Raw genomic sequence first — 23,456 nt, forward strand, 5'->3', positions numbered from 1 at the left:
AACCATTATTTTTTAAATATAATAATTTTTCACTTAATTTATCATGACTACTTTTAGTCCTATCTTTATTTAAAAATTAATCACACTATTTATTTAAATAATGACTTTTAATTTCATATACAAATAAATTAATAAAAAAATATTTTTTGAGCAAAAAATAAAGCCCAAATTTGAAGATTTGGGCTTTATTTAATCAATAAGGTAAATTAATAACTGGGCAGTACAAATTGTTGCGATGGTTGAACTGAACCTTCAATGTAGTCACAAACGCCTTGTTCATCACAATCTAAATTGAATTGCTTGTAGCTCAATGCAAAAAAATCAGAATATTGTTTAATGACAAATGGACTCATATCCGAGCTTAATGCATCACCTTGTTTAAATAATTTAATAATTTTTCGGTCATTCATACCTAACAAATAAATTTCATTATTTAATTCAATGTGTGCAACTCCAGTCTGCTCCGCCACGATCGGAATTAGATACGATGTATTTGCGAGCAACACATCTACAGCATAGCTTTCAAGTTTTAAATTAATTAAATTGAATACCAAGATTGTACCAGAGTGAGTCTGCAAACCTTTTTTATAGCTTTCAGCTTGCTGGATGTAATGAATTTTAATTCCAAGTTTTTGGAAGTCTTGTTCAGTCGCCTGCTTTGTTTTTACAAGACTACGTGTAATAGCTTGCTTGAGCAGGTTATCTAAATAACGCTCATCTAATTGAAAATCATTTTGTCGTAAAATTTTCAGTAACATGCTGTCATGATATGTCAGCACATTGGCAAGTACATTACGGTAATAGAATTTACTTTGTTTTTTGATTTTACGAACGTGTTGATAGAAATACGTTTCATCAAATTCATGTTCAATAAAATCATGTAAAAGACTTGAACTCGCCAATACAGATAAAGCTTCATGCCCTGTAAAAGGCAAATGAATCGTATGTAAACTTGGCAATATTTCTTTTATTTTTAAGTAATGTTCACGATCGACCGAAAAGTAAGGGTCATAAACAATAATATATTCACGACTTGCATCTATATCTTGCAGCTGAATTTGCATGTCTTTATTTGCGACAGCATCAAAGAATTCAGCATAACGTCGATCTTCAACTTGTTCAGGGTCAATTGAATATTGAGGTACAAATGCAACGATTCGATTCATATTTAAAAGATTCGAATATTTGATTGCTGCATAGCCACCCATTGAGCCGCCATAACCTACAATATTTTTAAAACGCTGAATAATAGGCAAAATGGCTTTAGCCATTTCAACCATACTGGCTTTTGGGAACCATGATTTTTGTTTTGGCATAATCCCAATAACATTGTATTGGTACTTTATTAGAGACTTTTCAGCATTGATAGATAAGCCACTCGCTCGGGTAATCAAATCGCCAAAAGAGAGAACTAATGTATTAGAATCGCCTTGTAAAAAAATGGCTCTAATGTGTTCGTCTTCAAAAATAATTTGCTTATCCATGCTCACACCGAAAGAAAATTTACTCCCACATACATAGTCAAAAATGAAACAAAATAGGTGTTTTGCCAATTTATGATTGCGGAGTATCTTATTTTATAGATGCCAGTCAGATTAAAAAGCGCAAAATATGACACAATCCTTACATCCTGCCGCTCAAAAAGGCTTCAGCTCAGCTGCTGAGCTTTATCAGCAAGTTAGGCCGAATTATCCCGTAGAAATAGTCAGTTGGCTACAAGAACGTCTCCAAATACATGAAAATTCTACTGTTATTGATCTTGGCTCAGGTACTGGCAAATTCTTACCCTACTTAAAACAAACCCATGCCAATATTCTTGCAGTAGAGCCAATTGGCGAGATGTTACAACAGCTTCAGCAGGCCTATTCTGATATTAAAACTTTACAGGCATTTAGCCACGCTATTCCGGTAAACGATCAACAAATTGATGCTGTTGTTTGTGCTCAATCTTTTCATTGGTTTGACAACATGGAAACACTGACTGAAATCCATCGAGTATTAAAACCACAAGGACATTTGGGACTCGTTTGGAACCAACGTGATGAACGTACAGACTGGGTGAAGGCCTTAGCAGATTTTTTATTACCACTTGAAGGCGATACACCGCGTTACCATAGTGAAAAATGGAAAAAGGTTTTTGAAAATCAAAATTTATTTACTTTTGATAGCGTAGAAACTTTTTCGCAATCACAGCATGGTACTGTCGAACAAGTGGTGAGTAAAAGATTACTCTCTACAAGTTTTATTGCAGCAATGACTGAAAAAGATCAATTACAGCTCAAAGCTCAGTTTGAAAAAATTGTTTATGATTTTACAGGGCTAGGCCCACAAGATCAGATTGATTTTCCATATGTCACATATGCATATCACTTTCAGAAAAGTACATCGTCAAATCATAGAGAATAGGTTCGGTTGAAAGCTATGTTTAAAAAAATGCCTCATATCATCTTAATGTCTTTGCTCAGCTCTAGCCTATTATTGACTGCTTGTAAAAAAGCAGATGAGCCAGCAAAGACCGAACAACATCAGACAAATTCATCTACCGATCAGGTGATGGAAAAGCTCAATGAAAGACCTGTTAAAAAGTTCGCGACCACTGCTGACGATGCGCATGACATTACTTTATTGGAAGACTATGACCGTCGCTTTACTGAAATGAGCGATGAAATGGAAACTGAACTAGAAAAAATGCATGAGGCAGGTACGCTCACCACTGAGTTTGAACAAAAACGTACGCTTGATAATGTGCGCTCAGCATTGACCATGTTAAAAGACCTCGACTTAAAAACTGAACAAGGCCGTTATATCCAAGGCTTGCTTTATCAATATTGGGAAAATCAAGAAAAACACATCAATGATAAACAAGCCAATAAAGATGAACAGGTCAATCAACTTGCTGACTACTTACAAGCACAAAACCAGTTGAAATACTGGAAAGCCTCACAGCAGCATTAATTTTATAACGTCCAATAAAAAGCCTTCTGATTGAGAAGGCTTTTTAATTTATATATTTTGTTTTTCAACCCAATGAATCGATTGAACACGGAATAACTCACAAGCACCATCCCCTGTATCACTTGAAGTTAAAGATGATCGCCAAACTAAATTTTTGTCTTTAATTTCGACCAATTCACCTTTGAGATAAACCAAGTCACCGCGTTTAACTTGTTTGATTTGCTGAGCAATCTGAGGGCTTGCAGGAATGATGTGCATGTTAGACACCATTTGCATTGCTTGCTCTGCTGGAACAGGTAATTTAGGAATTTTCCAGTTCAAATAGCGATCATACTGTTTAACTGAAATGGTACGAGCAATATCTGGTTGAGCAAACAGCCCCCAACTTACCGCATAATCAATCGGTGAAAACTTAGCTTGTTCATCATTTTTATAAATTTTTGAACCTAAAATTCTAAAATTGCCCTGGAATGGCTGTAATACAGAAATCGATTGATCTTTTTCAATCGGTAACAAACCATTTGCAATATTATATTCACCAGAAGTAGATGCCGTCGAAGCAAAAGCTGAGCTGATACATAAAGAGGCCAATAAGCCTATCATTACATGTTGTTTTTTCATCGCTTTATACCTCAAATATTGCTAGATCAAATGCAGTAGATCTCTAATTTATGGTAGCTCTAAGCGATGAAAAAAATATCGGAATTTAGTAACAATACAGATCAATTTCGTCTATTTTTGTGCCTAATTAAATAGATTGTTAATCTTCAAAATCAATTCGTAAGGTTTCAAAACGAACCTTTCCTTCTTTTATTGCTTGAGCAATTGCCTGCTGCCCTTTGGTCAAACGCGCTCCGCCACTTTTGATATCAAGCAAAATAATCTGAATATCTTCGGCAGTCCCGTCCCCATCTCTAAAATCGGTATAGCCATCAAAAATAACGTAATCAACCGGATCACCCAAGAACTTGGCATCACTCGGCAAGTATTGAAACTCAGGTAAAATTGGGGCAAATTGTTCTGCCATTTTACCTTTTAATACGGCGCGGCTTGTATTCACACTCCGTTTTTGTGCCTGCGCTAATGTCTGTTGATGCTCAAGCTCTAACTCGGCAATATATTGCTCGTATTCAGCCTTAATGCGACCATTACGGGTATTTGATAAAATGAGTGTAGTGATAATAATACCAATACCAGCACCTATAAGCATGGCCAGCCATACGGACATAAATTTTCCTTAACAAATACATATCATCGCGATAGATGAGCAATCATATCTAAAATTACGGAGTAGCTTAAACTTTTGTCAAAGGTGGTCATCTACTTCTTATAAAAAGATGCTAAGGTATAAAACATAAACACATGTGCTGCTGAAAATAATTGGATTTATGAAAACGATACTTATTGCAAATCAAAAGGGCGGATGCGGAAAAACCATGACAGCCATTACGTTGGCAACAGCTTTGGCACAAAAAGGATATAAAGTAGCATTAGCAGACTCAGATAACCAAAAATCTTCTTTACAATGGTTAAAACAACGTCCAGAAAGCGTAGCTGCGATTCAAAGCTTGGATTGGCGTCACGAAAAATCGATTGGTGATGCGCCGAAAAATTTAGATTATCTAATTATTGATGCACCGGGTGCTCTTTCGGGCGATCATGCTGAACAGTTAGTCAGCGAAGCTCATGCCATTATTACACCTCTTCAGCCTTCATTTTTTGATATCGATAGTACACGTCGTTTTCTCAAGCATTTGCAAGACATTAAGCGTATTCGCAAAGGAAAAGTACAAATTTTACTGCTTGCAAATCGGGTTAAGCCGAACAGCGCCAGTTCCAAAGACATTCAGCAATTTTTTGAAAAAATCGAACATGAACCGATTGCATGGATTGCAGAGCGTAGTGCTTATGGCAGCCTAGCAATGCAAGGTTTGAGTGTGTTTGATAAACCACAAAAAAACTTTATTGCAATTCAAAGCCAGTGGCAGCCGCTTTTAAATAAACTGATTGAAGATAAATCTGAGTGGTTCTAAAAATAACTTTTTATTTTTGTTGAGCAGGAATGTGTACATTAGCATTTCTGCCTAAAATTTGCCTCAGGTCATTTTTCAGTTAATATGGCCTCACCCTATTTAAAAAATTAGAGAATTTTTGTTCGTGCATCAATACGCTCCTACTTTACAGCGCGTTTTATTGTTTGGGCTGTTTTTTATCCTGATGTTTTTAGGATTTAACATCCTGAAGTACTTTATTGTACCTGTAGTTTGGGCTGCTATTATTGCCTACATGACTTGGCCTATTTATTTAAGAATCCAGCGCTTTTTTGGAGAAAATCGTAATAATTTAAATGCTACAGTCATGATTAGCTTAGTCATTTTAGTTGTTGGTGTTCCCCTTATATGCGCTATTTTTATTTTGCAACATGAAGGCCGCAACCTCTATCTTGATTTACAGCGCCAAGTTTTTTCTGGTCATTTAAGTGTTCCGGATTTCATTAGAAATCTTCCTTTTATTGGTAAAGAAATCACTAGAACACTAAACGATATAAACACTGATCCTAATAGCACGATTCAAAGTATTGCAGCTTGGGTACAAAGCCATTTAAGTTATGGGCGAGTGTTACTCAATGAAATTAGTAAAAATATCGTCAAACTTGGTTTTGCAATTTTAACGCTTTTCTTCTTTTATCGTGATGGTCACAACATCTTAACTCAAGTAAGTAAAGCCTTAGAAATGGTGATTGGCCTACGTATTCACCATTATCTCGATACGATTTCAGAAACAACGCGTGCAGTTGTCTATGGTGTTGGCTTAACTGCAATTGCTCAAGCAGTACTTGCTGGATTAAGTTATTTCGTAGCGGGTGTACCCAATCCGATGGTACTCACGATTGCGACGTTCTTATTAGCACTCATTCCTTTCGGCACCCCTGTCTCCTATTTAGGCGTTGGTCTATGGTTGTTCTCTCAAGGACAAACCATGGAAGCCATTGGCGTAGTTTTATGGGGTGTTCTGATTGTAAGTAGTTCAGACAATGTGATTCGTCCTCTTGTGATTTCTGGTGCGACCCAAATTCCGTTTTTACTCATTATGTTTGGTGTGTTGGGTGGTATTGCGAGTTTTGGTTTAGTTGGTTTATTTATTGGCCCTGTTATTTTAGCTGTTTTATTAGCGATTTGGCGTGAATGGCTTCATGAAACAATTGATCCTGAACCAATGCCAAAAACAACTATGATCTACGATTCGGATGATGATTTACCACCATCTAAAAATTAAGCCAATGATTTAAAAATGTTTCAGGATACAAAGTGACTATTTAAATTAACTTGTAGGATTTACACGCCTTTGCTTGAATAAAAAAAATCAGATTTATATCTATAAGGACATCTAATAATGCCAATATTAAATAAAATGAGTGCAGTATGTGCACTAACAGCTTTATTAACAGTTGGTTGTAGTACGGTCAGCAAAACAGTATCTGATACGACTCATGCATTAACAACAATGCATACCAAAAAAGTAGTCGATGTAAATGAAGTCACAGCTAATGGGATTGGTAAAAAAATCGGGACAATTAGCTTTCAAGACAGTGATAAAGGCTTAATTATTACCCCTGCTTTAGCAGATTTACCAAGCGGCACTCGCGGTTTCCATATTCATGAAAATGCATCGTGCGACCCTGCTGTTAAAGATGGAAAACCAGGTGCTGCTTTAGCTGCGGGTAGTCACTATAACCCTAATCAAGCGCCACATCATGGTACGCCAACTACAGGACACCTAGGCGACTTACCAGCATTGGTTGTTGATAATAATGGAGTAGCTACCACGGCTGTTATTGCGCCACGTTTAAAACTTGCTGATATTCAAGGTCGCGCTATCATGATCCATGCTGGTGGTGACAACTATTCAGATTCTCCTCTACCTCTAGGTGGTGGTGGAGCACGAATCGCCTGTGGCGTAATTCAATAATTTGTCATTTTTTTAAATTGTGGGTATCTAAAAAGATATCCACAATTTTGCTATTTTATTAAGCAGATTAGATCACTTAATTATTATAAAATCTTAAAAAATTAACTGACTTTTTTAGACAAAACGCATAATATTTTTCAAGTAATAAAAAATTAAATACCCCTTATCACGTATCCTCTCATTTAGAAAAAAAGCCGTGAATTATCTGACTCAACTATTCAATCGTTTTAAAGCGAATTCAATTTTAATTTACTGTCTGCAAATTTTAATTGTACTCACAGGCACAACTTTAGGCTTACTAGAGTTAGGTCATAACGAGCTCATCGTTCCTGTGACATTAGGTGCGATCGCCGCTGCACTTACCGATTTTGATGATCGCTTAAGCCTTCGATTACGTAACCTGCTCTATGTCTGCCTACTCTTTTTTACTGTCAGCACTATTCTTGGTTTTTTAGCACCTTATAAATTTTTATTTATTTTATATCTTTCAATTTCAAGTGCTTGTTTTATTTTATTGGGAGCCTTAGGCCAGCGTTACGCCACCATTTCTTTTGGTACGATTTTACTCTCGATTTACAGCATGTTTGGTTTAGGAGAATATGCTCACTGGTACCAACAGCCTACTTATTTTGTCTATGGCGCACTGTGGTACGGCCTAACATCTATTTTATTTTTTCTTTTAAAACCAACACTTCCTTTACAAGATAAGCTTTCTCAAATTTTTGAAGAAATCTCTACCTTACTTCAAGCTAAAGCACGCTTGTTCGACCCAGACAATAAAGAAAATGTTGAACAGCTTTTATTTGAATTATCACTACAAAATACGCAAGTCGCGCAAAGTCTTAACCAAATACGTAGTTCCCTGCTCACTCGTCTTAAGGCCTCACGAGTCAGTAATAAAAGTATTTACTGGTTAAACCTGTACTTTTTTGCCCGCGATATACATGAGCAGGCCACCTCTAATTATCTACACTACGAGCATATTCAACAAAATTTTAGCCGTAGCGATCTCATTTTCCGTTTTCAGAAAAATCTGCGTTTACAAGCCCAAGCTTGCCATGATTTAGCCCAATGTATTTTGCATAACCAGCAATATCAGTCTTCTCAAGAAGGGCAAATCGTTTTAAATCATCTGGAAAGTTCTTTAAAAGACTGGATACAACAGCATCCACAAAATTTTGAAGTTAAAAATTTAAAGCTGATTTTTAATAATTTAAAAGGCATGCATGAACAGTTTGAACAACTTCAATATGCTCAGCCGTTTAATGAAACGCTAAGTCAAAACAAACAAGATCATCTCAATTTACTTGATGATGATATTCAAGATTTTTCAGATCTTGTTTTAAAAATTCGCCAGCAACTGACTCCACAATCGGCCCTGTTTAGACATGCGATACGAATTGCAGTCGTGTTCGCCGCAGGTTACGTCATTTCATTATTACCTTTTGCCCAACACGGTTACTGGATTTTGCTCACCAGTTTATTTGTTTGCCAAATTACTTACTTTGCAACCAAAAGCCGTTTAAAACTCAGAACAATTGGAACCTTACTTGGCGTTTTATTTGGTATTCCCATTTTGTATTTTGTTCCAAGCATTGAAGGTCAGCTCATTCTCACTATTATTTGTGGAGTTAGCTTTTTCTACTTGCGCCAGAAGAAATATGCGTTGGCAACGCTGATGGCAACCTTAATGGTATTGCTTATTTTCAACTTAAAAGGCGCAGGTTTCAGTATTATTTTACCTCGCCTAATCGACACCTTATTAGGCTGCTTTATTGCATGGCTTGCTGTTAATTTTATATGGCCAGACTGGAACTTTCGTAATATTCCAAACAATATTAAAAAAAGTAGCCAAGCCACACTGGATTATTTCAATGTAATTGTTGAGCAATATCAGCATGGTAAAAATCAGGACATTGAATATCGCAGAATTCGCCGCGCTGCACATAACGCACAAATTGAACTGTCGAATATGATTTCGAGCTTAAGTGCTGAGCCCAACCCCAAACCAGAGCTGATTCATTACGCCTTTCGTTATCTAGTTTATAGTCACAGCCAGTTGAGTTATGTCGCAGCATTAGGCAGCCAAAGACAAAAAATTGAGGATCAACAGGTATTACAGCTCTTACTGGATTGTCAGCAAATCCTTAACCAAAGTTTATTTGAACAGGCTTCTGTTGATTTTAATTTTCTTGAGCAAACTTTGAAGCAAATACAAAGCCTAACAAGTCATGAGCACTTTTCAGAAAGCTACACTCTTGTTTTAAAACAAATGAGCTTATTATTAGAAACTTTGCCTGAACTCTTAACTTTAAAAGGCAAACTTTTAGAACAAGAGATTAAGTAGAATAAAAAATACCGGAATATAAATTCCGGTATTTTTTTAATGTAAGTCTTGCGCAACTCTTTCCTGCATTTCCCGTTTTAAAGCTAAACGTGGTTGAGTAAACCACAGCGCAATAAATGCAAAAGCAGATAAGACAAAAGCCCATAAATGAAATTGAGTATAGAGATAACGCACCAACTCAATCATTGCAAAAAAGCTTGTCATCAATAACATTGAAACAGCCGCAGCCACAGTTCCTTTCGACACTTCAGATGACATGAGTGCAAAGCGGTACAAGACTGAGAAACTAATTCCTTCACCAAAGCAAATGAGAGTCATGCCCGTAAGCAAACAAGGAATTAAATAAGTTTGCCAGACAACGCCTAATATTAAAATGAGTGTACCAGTGAGCATTATCGGTAAACCAATTAGGACTGTTTTACCTAAAGCCAAACGGTCAATAATTTTAATTAAAACAATATTGCCTACAATCAAACCTAAAAATACTGGGAATTGAGCTAAGCCATATTGCACACTGGTTAGCTTGAGTTCATCGACCAAAATAATGGGCGATAACGCAATCCAAAGCATGAGCGGCATACCTACAAGCGGTAAGGCTAGCGTTAAACCAAGGAATTGCCGATTACTAAATACTTTTTTAAAGTCATCAAAAAGATAGCTAAAAGGCTGTTTGGTTACACTCACCTTCTGACTCGGCATTTGTTTCTTTAAGCCAACCCAACTCAGCAGTGCAAGTAAAGCAATTGCCACAAAACCCCAGTGCCAAGATACATAATCAATTAAGAAGGCTCCAAGCACAGGTCCGAGCAAGGGTGCAAGCAATGAGATATTTGCCATGAGTGCCATAACTTTAATAGCATCACGCTCGGCAAAATTTTCTTGAATCGCTGCATATCCCACTGCTGAAATTACACTTAACCCAATACCTTGTAAAAAGCGTAATGTCAGAAAGTATTCAATTTTTCGCGTTAATAAAATTAAAAAACAACACAAGGCAAAAAATAAAACACCAGTTAAAAGAACTTTCTTACGACCTAATCGGTCTGATAAAGGCCCAAGTAACCATGCAACAGATGCACCACCTAATAAATAAAATGACATTGAAGACGGTGCCCAAGTTGCACTTACACCAAAATCTTCAGTAATTGCCAACATCGCTGGCTGAATCAGGTCATTACCAATATAAACCGCAAATTCAAATAGCACTAAAGCTAAAGGAAACATCAACGTTGTACGGTTCAACGCTGTCGTTTGAATATTATTCATGAGTTGTACACTTCAAAATAGCGGCCAAAATGTCTCAACAACTACATATTGAAATAAATAATGTAGTCATGACGATGACAGTATGGTCAGTCAATCTTTAGTTAAGTTGTTATATGCCGTGAGAGTGCATGTTTAGAATGTGAAACACCGTATTCACAAGGTGTCTAAGACAAGAAAAAATGTATGACGTGAGATTCGGTAATTTTTACCATTTGGCTTAATTGCCGGATGACACAATATCACTTTTTAAATTGATCAGCAATCGGACAGTTTTATCCATTTAAAATTCTATATTTTTGCTTAGCATCAACTCATTTTTATATTGTGAATAACCTTAAAGTTATCCACATACCTGATAGAAATTCGGCTTTAAGGGCAAGGATTAACTTGGAAATCTGTTGTTTCCTGCCCTTTTGTACATTGGTAGCTTTGTTTTTTATTTACGATTTTCCAAACGGTTTGATCACGTTTTAATAAATATTCGGTACGTGTTTTTGATATAGCATCTTCACTAGGCACAGTCTGCAAAATCGTTACTTGTGCATTAGAAGCATCATCCAAAGCATTCATTTGCTGTGAAATACTTAAATTACTCGCATTATTTAAAAGGTTGGGTTGATCAATCAAAACTGCTTGTATCGGGCTATTGGCTTGGGGTGTAGGTGGCTTTGTATTCGGTGCACATGCACTCAGAATCAATAAATTAAACATCATGAGTAAACCAATTTTTTTCATACTCAACTCCACCACAACTTCACTTTGATGCTAAAGGCTAGAAACAATTTTTTCCGTTCAACTTTGTAAAGTGTTTATCTTTAAAGTGAGAAATAAAATAATGCATCAAATCAATATTAGTGATTTTTAATCAATAATATTTTTCCAATTACTACATTTTTCTCTAAGAGTAAGTTCTCTAAAGTAAGCATCAAATTTAGGTATTTAATTAGAGTAACTCTCATGAGCAATATTTTAGTGATTAATGGCGCCAAACAATTTGCCCATTCAAATGGTGAATTAAATGACACACTCACGGCATTGGCAACCGACCATCTCACTGAACTGGGCCATGAAGTTCAAGTGACTCGTGCAGATAGTGACTACAATGCAGAAGCCGAAGTAGAAAAATTCTTATGGGCCGATGTCGTGATTTATCAAATGCCAGGTTGGTGGATGGGTGCACCGTGGACGGTAAAAAAATATATTGATGATGTATTTACGACAGGTCATGGTTCACTTTATGCAAACGATGGCCGTAGCCGCTCTGATGCTTCAAAAAAATATGGTTCAGGTGGTTTAATTCATGACAAAAAATATATGTTGTCACTCACCTGGAATGCACCGATGGAAGCATTTGATGATGCAGATCAGTTCTTCCACGGCGTGGGCGTAGATGGCGTTTATTTACCATTTCACAAAGCTAACCAGTTCTTAGGCATGAGTACGCTTCCAACTTTTATTGTAAACGACGTGATTAAAATGCCTAACGTTGATAGTTATGTTGAAGAATATAAAGCACACTTAAATACTGTATTTGCAGCAGCTTAATCAGGAGAAAAACCATGCTTACCATTATTGCGGAAATTCGTACTCAATCGGGTGGACAGCATCGCCAAAACGTATTGGATGCATTTCAAAAAATCATTCCAACTGTTTTAGCAGAAGATGGTTGCCATGGTTATGAACCTTTAGTTGACCACAAATCAAATGCGAGCTTCCAGACTCAAGAGCCTGACACGATTGTCATGCTAGAAAAATGGGAAAGTGTTGCTCATCTTGAAGCGCATTTAGCTACACCGCATATGCAAGCGCATCATGCAGCCGTTAAAGACGATGTCGTTGATGTCAAAATTAGAATTTTAGAGAGCGGCGTATAATTTAACGCATTAAAAAAGACGATATATTTATCGTCTTTTTTATTTTTTAAGAGCAAAGCTGGGTTTGAAAACCTCTCGAACTCTTCCCTCGCGCACATTGGTAGCTCTTTTGCTTATTCTGCAATTGCCACTTTTCATCAACCAATTTAAATGAATATTCTGTTCGGATTGCAGAAACAGAATCATCCATTAAACCTGTTTGGATAACGGTAATACGGGAAACTGTTGGAGATTCTACTCGGTTAAATACTTGCTGAACTGAGGTATTATTGTGCTCTTTTACGATCTCAGGTTGAGCTTTAAGAACTTGTTGCATCGGGGTTTCGGAGCCCACAAAAGGGATTAATTTACTGGTCGTCGCACACCCAGTGAAAAGTCCAGCACAGAGCGCTGAAATTAAAAATAAACGTTGCATTTTTATCACCAAAAACAAAAGGCATAGCTTTATGATGCTATGCCTTGCTCGGTTACTCTGTAGAAACTATGTAGTTCTAAGGATAGCTACTCTTTTACAGATCAAATAATTGTTCTTACTCACTCAACTTTAACGACAATCGTTTGATAAAATTAATTTCTATTACACATAACAAATAGGATCATTATGCAACTGACGTATGCGGGACAAGTTTTCTTGGTGGTCGTTGCAGTTTTGATGATTTGGTCATTTGTACTCACCAAGTTTTGGGTCAAGCGTTTAACTAAAAATCGTAAAAGTAGTAAGTTTGAATTTGCTTATTTATTTGCCGTGGTTTTTAGTATTAGTGCTTTATTTTTCCCATTTACTTATTGGGTTTCTCAAGCAGTCTACGGCTTAGTAACCAAACCAACTTACGATGCAACTGTAGTGAGTTATACTTCTGAATGGGTAGATACTGAACGTACCGACTCAAATGGGCGTAAATATAAAACTAAAACACTCATGCATACTGCTCAGGTTCAATTTAAAGATAATCAAAACAGAACTCTAACTTTAGATAATTCAGTTCGCTCTGGTGATGTACCTATAGTTGGTGAACATATTACTGTTGTTTATGAATCAGGTGATCACACCGCACAAGAAAAGAGCTGGCGAACAATTCTATTGTTTGCAGCCGCTTTATTTATGCTGTTTATTTTAGGTTATGTGTTGCTCATGATTATTGCCTATAGTCTAAAGCGCGACATGGAACCCTACAAAACATTTGCTAGCACGTTAATTTTTAAAGTCACGCTTCCACTTGGAATAATGGCGATGTTTTCGATGTTGTCTTATTCTATTTTTGCCTATTTCTTTTTAGGTAATCCAAGGGATTTACCTGTGTGGGCCATTGGACTTTGTTTCTTTTTTGCTCTTAGTCTTTTACCGTTGATTTATCATATTCTGACGGGTTGGAAAGCGTACAAGGAATAGAGCTTTTAATAAAAAAGCGCATCTTTCGATACGCTTTTAACAGAGATTCTTTTATTCAATCAAGCATTAAAGATCAAACAATTTACCCGGATTCATAATACCGTTCGGGTCAAATACTTTTTTCAAAGCTTTCATATATTCAATTTCTTCAGGCGAACGTGAATATTCCAAATATGGCTTTTTCGTCATACCTACACCATGCTCGGCAGAGATTGAACCATCGTATTTTTTCACGGTATCAAACACATATTTATTCACCACCTGACACTTCGCAAAGAACTCATCCTTGGTCAAGTTTTCAGGTTTTAAAATATTTAAGTGCAAGTTACCGTCACCGATATGACCGAACCAGCAAATTTCAAAGTCAGGATAGTTCTCTTGAACAATCGCATCAATCTCACGAATAAATGCAGGTACATGAGTAATTAATACAGAAATATCATTTTTATATGGAGTGAACGGCGCGATTGATTCAGAAATATCTTCGCGTAAACGCCATAAGCTCTCTACTTGGTCAAGGCTCTGGCTCATCACGCCATCAAGTACCCAACCTTGTTCCATACAATGCTCGAAGATTTCCATTGCTTTGTCGATAATCGGCTCGTATGGCGCTTCAAACTCAAGCAATACATAGAATGGGCATTGAGTTTCAAATGGACGTTGTACATGACCATTGTTTAAGACTTTTTGCATTGCAAGTTCACCAAAGAACTCAAATGCTGTTAAGTCGATATCTTTTTGGAACGCATGTAATACAGGCATCACTGCATCAAAATCAGGAACACCTAAAACTAAAACTTGTAAGTTTTGTGGTTGACGCTCAAGTTTAATTTCTGCTTCAGTTACTAAACCTAAAGTACCTTCACCACCAATAAACAAATGCTGTAATGCATAACCAGTGGCATTTTTAACCATGCCTTTGTTTAAACGTAAAATATCACCCTTACCAGTCACTACGGTTAAGCCAAGTACCCAGTTACGTGTCATGCCGTATTTAATGACTTTAATACCGCCAGCGTTGGTACCGATATTACCGCCTATTTGGCTAGAACCTGCTGATGCAAAGTCCACTGGGTAATACATACCTTGTTCTTCTGCATAATTCTGCAATTGTTCAGTCACAACACCAGCTTGAACACGTACCATACGGTCTGCTGGGAAGAATTCAAGAATCTGGTTCATTTTGTCCATGCTAATGACAATTTCACCATTGGTTGCTACAGCACCAGCAGAGAGACCTGTACGACCGCCAGATGGTGTAATCGCAACATTGAACTGGTTCGCAAGCTTCACAACAGCTTGAACTTGTTCAGTGGTCGATGGGAAAACGATGACCGATGGGTTCGGATTAAAATGCTTGGTATGATCTTTACCCCAGTTTTCGAGACTATCAGCATCAGTTTTAATACGGTTTTCACCGACGATTGCTGTTAATTGGGTGAGTAACTCAGGTGTTAAAGCGACTGGAGCATTCATCGTTTGCAGACCTAGCAAGAAGTAAACTATGGTGGGACTATGACTTCATATTCTCAAGGTTTTCACCTGAGCAAAGCCATAATGTTCAAGGAACTCCTATATTCTACATGTATCCGCACAAGCGATAAAGTTCAGATTAGAGATACTGTCAATACAAAACATGTTTAACGCGAATAAATGCGTTTTTATAAGGCTTTCAGATAAAAACATACTTTATTAATCTGCCAAGCATATTTTGAAACACTCGACAAGCCATAAATAGAAGTGATTAGACATAGCTAAAATTGCCATAAGGCGATGGTATAAACGAAATATCTATAGCACCGCCCAATATGTTATTATACCGCCACCAAATTTGGCCTTTGTAGCGGAGCCGTAATGAGCCAACATCTTTCACTACCTAAAGATAAAATCCGTTTCCTTTTGTTAGAAGGCGTTCACCAAAACGCAGTCGATACTTTAAACGCTGCGGGTTACACCAATATTGACTATCGTAAAACTGCTCTTGAAGGCGAAGCGCTTAAAGAAGCAATTAAAGATGCTCACTTTATTGGTATTCGTTCGCGTACCCAATTGACTGAAGAAGTTTTCGAAGCTGCAAACAAATTGATCGCAGTAGGTTGTTTCTGTATCGGAACAAACCAAGTTGATCTTAAAGCAGCTATGGCACGTGGTATTCCTGTATTCAACGCACCGTATTCAAATACGCGTTCGGTTGCAGAGCTTGTACTTGCTGAAACAATTCTTCTTCTTCGCCGTGTTCCTGAAAAATCGGCGGCTTGTCATCGTGGTGGTTGGGACAAATCTGCTGTGGGTTCTTTTGAAACTCGTGGCAAAACTTTAGGTATTGTGGGTTACGGTTCCATCGGTTCTCAACTTTCAGTTCTTGCTGAAAGCATGGGTATGCATGTTATTTATTATGATGCAGTAACTAAGTTACCAATGGGTAATGCTCGCCAAGTTGGTTCTTTAGATGAACTTTTAGCAACTGCAGATGTTGTAACGTTACATGTACCAGATGTTCCGTCTACACGTAACTTCTTCACTAAAGAACAATTTGCGAAAATGAAAGAAGGCGCGATCTTCTTAAATGCTGCACGTGGTACATGTGTAGTGATTGAAGATTTAGCTGATGCAATCAAGTCTGGTCACATTGCTGGTGCAGCGGTTGACGTATTCCCGAAAGAACCAAAAGCAAATGGTGAAGAATTCCAATCTCCACTTCGCGGCTTAGACAACGTGATTTTAACGCCTCACGTTGGTGGTTCAACTATGGAAGCGCAAGCAAACATTGGTTTAGAAGTTGCAGAGAAATTCGTTGCTTACTCTGACAAAGGTATGACTCTTTCTGCGGTAAACTTCCCAGAAATCGCGTTACCATTAACTGCTGGTCAACACCGTTTATTACACATCCACAAAAACGTACCGGGTGTATTGTCTAAAATCAACAACTTGTTTGCTGAACAAGGCATCAACATTTCTGGTCAGTCACTTATGACTAAAGGCGACATCGGTTACCTTGTAATGGACGTTGACGCTTCTGCTTCTCAAGAAGCTTTAGATATGTTGCATGAAGTTGAAGGTACAATTCGCGTGCGCGTATTGTTCTAATACGAACTGTAAATTTAAAAGCCACAGCAATGTCTGTGGCTTTTTTATGGGTATTTACATTATCATGTGAAAAGTATACCAATTGATCTAATAATAAAATGTCCACTTTAAGCCAGAAATCTCAACTACATGCTTTGGGTTTTCTTATTCTTGCCATGTTAAGCGTTCAAAGTAGCGCATCTTTAGCTAAAGTTTTGTTTGAGAGCTTTCCCGTTTTGACAGTGTCTGCAATGCGTTTATGTATTGGAGCATGTATTCTGGCTGTTATTTTTAAAATTTGGCGAATTAATTTTAGTCAGGTTCGATGGAAAGCGATTTTGGCTTATGGCTTTGCTCTTGCAGGCATGAACGCCCTTTTCTATTTATCTCTTGAACGTTTGCCTATTGGTATTGCGGTCGCCTTTGAATTTATTGGTCCTTTAAGTGTGGCACTGTACCACGCACGCCAAAAATACGATTTTGTCTGGGTCACTTTTGCGATTCTTGGACTCATTTTATTATTTCCTTTTAATCAAGCTCATAGGCTAGACTGGATTGGCGTTCTATTTGCAATGAGTGCGGGTGCATGTTGGGCGCTTTATATTATTGCCGGACAAAAACCTTCCGGTATTTCAGGCAACCATACTGTCTGCTTAGGTATGACAGTAGGCGCATGCATCTTATTACCTATTACCTTTTTTTCAAGCTCGATTGGTCAAGTGATAGAACTGCCTTATCTATTTTATTTTATTGGCTTAGCCATTTTGGCCAGTGCACTTCCCTTTTCTTTAGAAATGTTAGCACTACGCAGTTTAACCCCTTTAAGTTTTGGAACATTGATGAGCCTAGAACCTGCAGTTGCGGCACTTTCTGGTTTTATTTTCCTAGGGGAATATCTGTTATGGAACCAATGGTTGGCACTTGCAACCATTATTACCGCTTCTATCGGTTGTACTATAACCACCCAAAAAGCCCGCCAACAACGTGAAAAAACAGCTGGTTAACGCTATAAAATCTGCTGGCTGAAACGTAGTATTGGCTATAATTGACTACTATTATTTTTTTAAATATCAAATGAAGTGCAAAGGTATTTCCATGCAAAATCTTCCAATTATTGCTGTGCTGTATATGATTTTGTCGATGGTTTCATATCAAATCAGTGCTTCATTTGCCAAACAGCTTATTGCAGCTTTAGACCCACTTACCGTTACTATTTTAAGATTAAGTTTTGCGACCGTTATTGTTGCAGTCATGTTTCGTTCGTGGAAAATCTGGTCTCGATTACCCTATTTAAAATGGCGCGATCTATTAATGTATTGTGCATCTTTAGGGATAATGAATATTTTGTTTTATACGTCTCTTGGAAAATTACCTCAAGGGATTGCTGTAGGCTTAGAGTTCATTGGTCCATTAGGTCTAGCTCTACTGTCTATCAAACAAAAGAGTGACTATATTTGGGTAGCACTTGCCATGTTAGGTATTGCATTGATGGTACCTTGGCAAGATTCAGCACAGCATCACTTTTCCTATGTTGGGGCAGCCTGTGCACTAGGTGCAGGTCTGTGTTGGGCCTTCTATATTTATTTTGGGCAAAAAGTTGTAACTCAAAATATAGGGATGCATGCCTTAACAATTGGGATCGGTGTATCTGCACTTGCCTTATTGCCAATTGGAATTTGGCATAATGCTCCTGCATTACTTGAAACACAGTACTGGGGTAAAGCCTTACTTATTGCTGTTTTAGCCACAGCTATACCATATGCCCTCGACTTAATGGCTCTCAAACAACTTAATAAATTAACTTACGGTACCCTAACAAGTTTGGCACCCGCATTAGCAGCATTAACGGGCTTCTTATTACTTCATGAAGAAATCAGTATGCTGCAATGGGTGGCTTTAGCTTGCGTAATGCTAGCCTCTATTGGGGTTACTTTAAGAAGTACTAAAAAAGCTGCATAGGTTTACCCTACTGCTGCTTTTTATACTTTTTATATTCCTTTAAATATTTATTACCCAGTGTTTCTTTTTCGCTGTCTTTAAGAATTTTTCCAGCTTGTTGAAAAAACTTATGCTCTTCTTCTTTTAAATGGTGATGAACTTTTTCACTTAACTGTTTAGCAGTTGCTAACCAGCTCGGGCTGCTCATATCGGTTTTTTCGAGCTGCTCCACCAACTCATCCATTTCATGATGTTCAGCTAAGGCATGGCGAGTGATATCTAAACCGACATCATCAAACATTAAAGGAATATATAAATAACGATCTTCGGCAACTGAATGGGCATAAAGTTCATTTTTTAATGCATCAAATAATTCTTTTCGTTCTTCGGTTAAACCATGTGTCTGGATTAATTGTTCAGAAAGGTTTCGTTGATTTTCATGGCTTTCTCTTAATGCTTCGAAAATATTCATTCTCTTCCTCATTTTTAGCTAAAAAATCTTTTTTATTTCAAGGTTTATGATACGTTGAAATTTATATTGTTTAGGTAGCTTAAAATGAGACTATTTTTTACACAGTTTTCTTTCTAGTAAATTTCTGTAATGATTTTTATATTTCTAATATTAAATGATACATAAAAAGTATGAACTGTCCGCGAGAGTCAGCTCATACTTTTAAACTTAATTTAGCCCGTCACAAAAATTTGATAACCTAAACGGCAAATCAAAATACTCACTAAAATTAAAAAGATAATCCGAACAAAACCACTACCGTATTTGAGCGCAGTACGCACGCCAACAATAGAACCTATGACGTTTGCAGCCGCCATCATTAAACCAATATGCAAAATAGCGTGACCAGTCGGAATAAGAAAACTCAACGCTGCAAGGTTAGTCATGAAGTTACCGATTTTTGACAATGCTGAAGCATGTAAAAAGTCGACTTGCAAGAAGCGGATAAAGAAAAAGATAAAGAAGCTTCCAGTACCCGGTCCAAAAATACCGTCATAGAAACCAATTGCCAAACTACCAATACCTGCTAAAACTAGCATTTTCGTAGTAATTTTTTGCTCAGTATGAACTTGTCCAAAGTTCTTTTTAACCAAGGTATAGATGGCAATTACGATCAGCATTACAAACACAAAAGGACGTAATACAGATTGAGGAATAAGTGATAAACAGGCTGCACCAGCAAATGAGCTAATCAAAGCACAAATGGCAATGACAGCTAAAAGCTTCCATTGCAACTTCACTCTTTTTGCAAAGGTATAAGCAGCCGATGCCGTACCAAAAATGGATGAGACCTTATTTGTACCAATCACCGTAGCAGTCTGCATGGTTGGAAAAGTGCTCATGATACCGGGAATCTGGATGAGTCCACCGCCACCCACAGCAGCATCAATTGCTCCCGCAGTAAACGCAAAAAAGATCAAACTAAGGATAACATCCCATTCCATGCCCATGCTCTATACTCTACATCTACTACAAATTTAAGATACGCTTAGGTACCAACCGTTTTTTATCAGTAATCTCAGCCAAACCTAAACAGCGCTCACCCGAAAAAACCAAAACTTCTGCTTCTGCAGAATGATCAATATTGCTTTCTAAACCGTTGCAAAAATATTTTTCCCGTCCTTCGGGAACCTGTATTTTTAAGAAATGGTCAATTGGCGCATACACTGGTAGTAACAAAGCTTCTCTTTGCTCTTCCGTTAAGCTTTCTAAATATTCAATGGTGTAACTTGGGATTAATTCAAAATGCCCAGTTTGAATACGATGAAGCATGGTTAAATGACCACCACAGCCAAGAGCTTCGCCAATATCTTCACCTAACACCCGAATATATGTTCCTTTAGAACAGGTTACATCCAGAGTGATACTATTTTCGGTAAACTCAATAAGCTCTAAAGCATAAATCGTAACTGGACGCGCTTCACGCTCAATTTCAATACCTTTTCGAGCAAGCTCATATAACGGCTTACCCTCTTTTTTCAATGCCGAATACATCGGGGGAACTTGTTGAATATCACCTCTAAATTTTTCTAGAGTTTGCTCAATAAGCTCTTGGCTAAGAACAGGAACAGAACGTTCTTGCAAAATATCGCCTTCTACATCGCCAGTTGTTGTCGTTTGTCCCAATCGAACAGTCGTTTGATAACGCTTTGTTGAGTCCAGCAAATAATGTGAAAATTTGGTCGCCTCTCCCAAACAAATAGGAAGTAAACCGGTCGCTAATGGATCTAATGCGCCAGTATGACCCGCCTTTTGAGCACGATACAGCCACCGCACTTTTTGTAAAGCGGCATTTGAACTAAGCCCTAATGGTTTATTTAATAGAAATACACCACTGATATGGCGACGAGAAATTTTTTGATTTTTTGTCGTCATTTTTACTGGAACACAAAGCTAGAGAAAAGTGCCGACATGTTAGCAAATTCGACAAGATATTTTCACAATATTTAGGTGCCTTTTCACTTATTTTATGGCACATTAATGATCGAGTAAAAAAACAACAAATTAAAACTTAAGGAAGATATCTTTATGCAAAGGATGCAGAAAAAGATATGGTGGTGTGTGCTCGGATTTTTTATTTTGAGCCTCATTGCATGTGTATATTGGCTAAGCCCAGACTCAAAAAATACTTCACCTCGGCTCAATCAGGATGAGGCAAAAAGCTTAGCATCTACTCCTCAAACCACTTCAAACTCATCGTTAAGTGGAAATGCTTATTTAAGCCAAAGTCAACAAGATACCCAAGTTAACTGCCAGTTAAAAATTGATAGCTCTCAACATTTAGTTGTAAATAGTCAAACTCGGGACTGCTTTGAATATTTTATTACGCAGTATGGGGAATCCAATTTACAACAGGTTAAAACTCATTTTGAGAAATTTATACAAGATCAGTATTTAGAACCAGCCCGTTCACAAATTATTGACTTGTGGACCCGTTATTTAAAATACCGCGAACAACTTGCACAAATTCAACCACCGCAATCTAAACAGCAAGATCAAAATTATTTTCAAAAGATCTTCAGTTCAATTCAAGATATCAGAAAACGTTTCTTTTCGACTTCTGAAATTGAGGGACTCTTTTCGACAGAAGATATCTATCAGAGCTACACGTTAGATCGTATGAAAATTTTAGAAGATTCATCTTTAAACGAAATTGAAAAAGCTAAAAAACTTAAAGAACGCTTTGAGCAATTACCACAAGATTGGCAACAAAACCTGCAAGAACTATCAAAACTTGATGATTTACATACCCTGACTAAACAAATTAAAGCACGTAATGGCTCAGCAGAGGAACTTCGACAAATGCGTACAGCTCTCGTTGGAGCCAAGGCAACGCAAAGATTAGAAACTTTAGATACACAGCGTAATGCTTGGCAACAGCGAGTGACTGGCTACTTAAATCAGCGTGATGAAGTTCTGCATAGCAATATGAGCGATAGCGCTAAAAATCAAGCGATTCAACAACTCCGCCAACAACAATTTAACTCATCACAGGAACAACTTCGTCTTCAAACTTTTGAAAAAGTCCATGATCAAGGAGGTGAATTACCATTTAACTACTAGGCCTTTCTATTTTGAAGTTAGCCGAACCTTATCCAGCAGTAAAAGCTGCTGCTCATACAAAATAAAAATAGTGAGTAAAAAATGAAAAGGAACTTAATATTTTTCTGTGCTGCAATGCTCTCAGGACTGAGTGTTTCAGCAACCCATGCCACAAATGCAGAGCAAGTAAAAAGCTCTTTTGTCTATTCGAATTATGCCCAAACCAAATACCCATTAGTTTTTAACCATGGTATGGCCGGTTTTAGCAGAGTTGGAACAGATACGCTTGGTCTCGATTATTGGTATCAGATTCTTCCAGACCTTGCTCGTAACGGAGGAAATGTCTGGGCAACAAGGGTTTCACCGTTTAACTCAACCGAAGTTCGCGGAGAACAACTTGCCCAACAAGTAGAAGAAATTATTGCTATTACGGGAAAACCTAAAGTCAACTTAATCGGACATAGTCACGGAGGACCAACAGTTCGCTATGTCGCTGGTATCATGCCAGAGAAAGTTGCTTCACTTACTACTATCGGAGCACCTCACAAAGGATCTCCTATGGCAGATGTCATCCTGAACGTTGAGGGTACTCCTCTGTCTGGACTGGCAACATTAGTAAACTGGTTTTCAGCAGCGATTACTTGGGCAGAGGGCCTAGATCCAACCAGTTATCCGCATGACTCTTTAGCGGGCGCTCATAGTCTATCAACTCAAGGCTCAGCACAGTTTAATGCACAATTTCCTATGGGTGTTCCGACCACTTCTTGTGGTGAGGGTGCTTATCAAGAGAAAGGTATTTATATGTATTCCTTCTCTGGCAATAAGGCACTGACCAACCCATTAGATCCATTTGATATTGCATTAACAGGCAGCAGTCTGGTTGTCGACCCATTTGGGGATAATGATGGTCTAGTTTCTAGATGTAGCGCTAAATTTGGTAAAACTATTCGTGATGATTACAACTGGAATCATTTAGATGAAGTTAATCAAATTATGGGGATACGTTCTATTTTTGCAGCAGATCCTGTGTCGGTTTACCGCCAACATGCGAATCGTTTAAAACTTCAAGGACTATAATTTTTAAACAAAAAAATGCGC

24 protein-coding genes are annotated in these 23,456 nt (G+C 37.6%); 14 read left to right on the forward strand and 10 right to left on the reverse strand.

What is annotated here, in order from left to right; translation table 11 throughout:
* Nucleotides 1-206: 206 nt before the first annotated feature.
* On the reverse strand, nucleotides 207-1,484 hold the full coding sequence (locus ACH8JV_RS05615; protein WP_343568787.1) for a hypothetical protein: 1,278 nt from the start codon (nucleotides 1,482-1,484) through the stop codon (nucleotides 207-209).
* 127 nt (nucleotides 1,485-1,611) lie between these two features.
* Between ACH8JV_RS05615 and ACH8JV_RS05620 the strand changes: the two genes are divergently transcribed.
* Nucleotides 1,612-2,406: a class I SAM-dependent methyltransferase gene (locus ACH8JV_RS05620; RefSeq protein ID WP_396520094.1), complete on the forward strand. Its 795-nt coding sequence runs from the start codon at nucleotides 1,612-1,614 to the stop codon at nucleotides 2,404-2,406.
* A gap of 15 nt (nucleotides 2,407-2,421) precedes the next feature.
* Nucleotides 2,422-2,955, forward strand: a complete 534-nt coding sequence (locus tag ACH8JV_RS05625; RefSeq protein ID WP_396520096.1) for a hypothetical protein — start codon at nucleotides 2,422-2,424, stop codon at nucleotides 2,953-2,955.
* Nucleotides 2,956-3,003: 48 nt separating this feature from the next.
* Here the strand turns inward: ACH8JV_RS05625 and ACH8JV_RS05630 are convergent, their stop codons facing one another.
* Nucleotides 3,004-3,576, reverse strand: a complete 573-nt coding sequence (locus ACH8JV_RS05630) for a hypothetical protein (RefSeq protein ID WP_396462552.1) — start codon at nucleotides 3,574-3,576, stop codon at nucleotides 3,004-3,006.
* A gap of 139 nt (nucleotides 3,577-3,715) precedes the next feature.
* Nucleotides 3,716-4,183, reverse strand: a complete 468-nt coding sequence (locus ACH8JV_RS05635) for a Holliday junction resolvase-like protein (protein WP_031955954.1) — start codon at nucleotides 4,181-4,183, stop codon at nucleotides 3,716-3,718.
* 160 nt (nucleotides 4,184-4,343) lie between these two features.
* On the opposite strand from ACH8JV_RS05635, the gene ACH8JV_RS05640 reads away from it, so the two are divergent.
* The 4 genes from ACH8JV_RS05640 (at nucleotide 4,344) to yccS (ending at nucleotide 9,271) form a co-directional block, all read left to right on the forward strand.
* A complete protein-coding gene (locus tag ACH8JV_RS05640) occupies nucleotides 4,344-4,988 on the forward strand; it encodes a ParA family protein (RefSeq protein WP_174724423.1) in 645 nt (214 codons plus the stop codon).
* A 124-nt stretch (nucleotides 4,989-5,112) separates the two neighbouring features.
* Nucleotides 5,113-6,231, forward strand: a complete 1,119-nt coding sequence (locus tag ACH8JV_RS05645; protein WP_263614696.1) for an AI-2E family transporter — start codon at nucleotides 5,113-5,115, stop codon at nucleotides 6,229-6,231.
* 123 nt (nucleotides 6,232-6,354) lie between these two features.
* The gene (gene sodC, locus ACH8JV_RS05650; protein WP_263614928.1) at nucleotides 6,355-6,924 is read left to right on the forward strand and encodes a superoxide dismutase [Cu-Zn] SodC; all 570 of its coding nucleotides are present in this window, start codon (nucleotides 6,355-6,357) and stop codon (nucleotides 6,922-6,924) included.
* Between the two features lie 196 nt (nucleotides 6,925-7,120).
* Complete coding sequence (yccS, locus tag ACH8JV_RS05655; protein WP_396520098.1) at nucleotides 7,121-9,271, forward strand: YccS family putative transporter; 2,151 nt, start codon at nucleotides 7,121-7,123, stop codon at nucleotides 9,269-9,271.
* A 36-nt stretch (nucleotides 9,272-9,307) separates the two neighbouring features.
* Here yccS and ACH8JV_RS05660 read toward each other — a convergent pair whose 3' ends face one another.
* Together ACH8JV_RS05660 and ACH8JV_RS05665 are read right to left on the reverse strand one after the other, a co-directional pair.
* Nucleotides 9,308-10,537 (reverse strand): MFS transporter, encoded by a 1,230-nt coding sequence (locus tag ACH8JV_RS05660; RefSeq protein WP_396520100.1) that lies wholly within the window; start codon nucleotides 10,535-10,537, stop codon nucleotides 9,308-9,310.
* 369 nt (nucleotides 10,538-10,906) lie between these two features.
* Complete coding sequence (locus tag ACH8JV_RS05665) at nucleotides 10,907-11,272, reverse strand: hypothetical protein (protein WP_396520102.1); 366 nt, start codon at nucleotides 11,270-11,272, stop codon at nucleotides 10,907-10,909.
* Nucleotides 11,273-11,494: 222 nt separating this feature from the next.
* Between ACH8JV_RS05665 and ACH8JV_RS05670 the strand changes: the two genes are divergently transcribed.
* Both ACH8JV_RS05670 and ACH8JV_RS05675 read left to right on the forward strand, forming a co-directional pair.
* On the forward strand, nucleotides 11,495-12,082 hold the full coding sequence (locus ACH8JV_RS05670; RefSeq protein WP_263614700.1) for an NAD(P)H-dependent oxidoreductase: 588 nt from the start codon (nucleotides 11,495-11,497) through the stop codon (nucleotides 12,080-12,082).
* 14 nt (nucleotides 12,083-12,096) lie between these two features.
* On the forward strand, nucleotides 12,097-12,411 hold the full coding sequence (locus ACH8JV_RS05675) for a putative quinol monooxygenase (protein WP_396480130.1): 315 nt from the start codon (nucleotides 12,097-12,099) through the stop codon (nucleotides 12,409-12,411).
* Between the two features lie 46 nt (nucleotides 12,412-12,457).
* Here ACH8JV_RS05675 and ACH8JV_RS05680 read toward each other — a convergent pair whose 3' ends face one another.
* Nucleotides 12,458-12,826 carry a hypothetical protein gene (locus tag ACH8JV_RS05680; RefSeq protein WP_336940803.1) on the reverse strand — a complete coding sequence of 123 codons (369 nt, stop codon included), beginning with the start codon at nucleotides 12,824-12,826 and terminating at the stop codon, nucleotides 12,458-12,460.
* A gap of 186 nt (nucleotides 12,827-13,012) precedes the next feature.
* Here ACH8JV_RS05680 and ACH8JV_RS05685 point away from each other — a divergent pair, with 186 nt between their 5' ends.
* A complete protein-coding gene (locus ACH8JV_RS05685; protein WP_396520105.1) occupies nucleotides 13,013-13,801 on the forward strand; it encodes a xanthine permease in 789 nt (262 codons plus the stop codon).
* A gap of 66 nt (nucleotides 13,802-13,867) precedes the next feature.
* Here ACH8JV_RS05685 and ACH8JV_RS05690 read toward each other — a convergent pair whose 3' ends face one another.
* Nucleotides 13,868-15,277 (reverse strand): FAD-binding oxidoreductase, encoded by a 1,410-nt coding sequence (locus tag ACH8JV_RS05690; RefSeq protein WP_396520107.1) that lies wholly within the window; start codon nucleotides 15,275-15,277, stop codon nucleotides 13,868-13,870.
* Between the two features lie 378 nt (nucleotides 15,278-15,655).
* Between ACH8JV_RS05690 and serA the strand changes: the two genes are divergently transcribed.
* The 3 genes from serA (at nucleotide 15,656) to ACH8JV_RS05705 (ending at nucleotide 18,826) form a co-directional block, all read left to right on the forward strand.
* Nucleotides 15,656-16,888: a phosphoglycerate dehydrogenase gene (serA, locus tag ACH8JV_RS05695; RefSeq protein WP_002116919.1), complete on the forward strand. Its 1,233-nt coding sequence runs from the start codon at nucleotides 15,656-15,658 to the stop codon at nucleotides 16,886-16,888.
* 98 nt (nucleotides 16,889-16,986) lie between these two features.
* Nucleotides 16,987-17,871: an EamA family transporter gene (locus tag ACH8JV_RS05700; RefSeq protein ID WP_396520109.1), complete on the forward strand. Its 885-nt coding sequence runs from the start codon at nucleotides 16,987-16,989 to the stop codon at nucleotides 17,869-17,871.
* A 91-nt stretch (nucleotides 17,872-17,962) separates the two neighbouring features.
* On the forward strand, nucleotides 17,963-18,826 hold the full coding sequence (locus ACH8JV_RS05705; protein ID WP_311069784.1) for an EamA family transporter: 864 nt from the start codon (nucleotides 17,963-17,965) through the stop codon (nucleotides 18,824-18,826).
* Between the two features lie 7 nt (nucleotides 18,827-18,833).
* On the opposite strand, the gene ACH8JV_RS05710 is transcribed toward ACH8JV_RS05705, so the two are convergent.
* From ACH8JV_RS05710 to truB, 3 genes are all read right to left on the reverse strand, one after another.
* Nucleotides 18,834-19,277: a hemerythrin domain-containing protein gene (locus ACH8JV_RS05710; RefSeq protein WP_396520111.1), complete on the reverse strand. Its 444-nt coding sequence runs from the start codon at nucleotides 19,275-19,277 to the stop codon at nucleotides 18,834-18,836.
* A 212-nt stretch (nucleotides 19,278-19,489) separates the two neighbouring features.
* Entirely contained in the window at nucleotides 19,490-20,266 is a 777-nt protein-coding gene (locus tag ACH8JV_RS05715; RefSeq protein WP_263614707.1) for a TSUP family transporter, read from the reverse strand.
* 19 nt (nucleotides 20,267-20,285) lie between these two features.
* Nucleotides 20,286-21,191: a tRNA pseudouridine(55) synthase TruB gene (truB, locus tag ACH8JV_RS05720; RefSeq protein WP_263614708.1), complete on the reverse strand. Its 906-nt coding sequence runs from the start codon at nucleotides 21,189-21,191 to the stop codon at nucleotides 20,286-20,288.
* Between the two features lie 153 nt (nucleotides 21,192-21,344).
* Between truB and ACH8JV_RS05725 the strand changes: the two genes are divergently transcribed.
* Together ACH8JV_RS05725 and ACH8JV_RS05730 are read left to right on the forward strand one after the other, a co-directional pair.
* The gene (locus ACH8JV_RS05725; protein ID WP_396520113.1) at nucleotides 21,345-22,379 is read left to right on the forward strand and encodes a lipase secretion chaperone; all 1,035 of its coding nucleotides are present in this window, start codon (nucleotides 21,345-21,347) and stop codon (nucleotides 22,377-22,379) included.
* Between the two features lie 114 nt (nucleotides 22,380-22,493).
* Complete coding sequence (locus tag ACH8JV_RS05730) at nucleotides 22,494-23,435, forward strand: triacylglycerol lipase (RefSeq protein ID WP_263614929.1); 942 nt, start codon at nucleotides 22,494-22,496, stop codon at nucleotides 23,433-23,435.
* Nucleotides 23,436-23,456: the final 21 nt, after the last annotated feature.

This window comes from Acinetobacter sp. ABJ_C5_2, from assembly GCF_044538485.1.
Lineage (GTDB): Bacteria > Pseudomonadota > Gammaproteobacteria > Pseudomonadales > Moraxellaceae > Acinetobacter > Acinetobacter nosocomialis_A.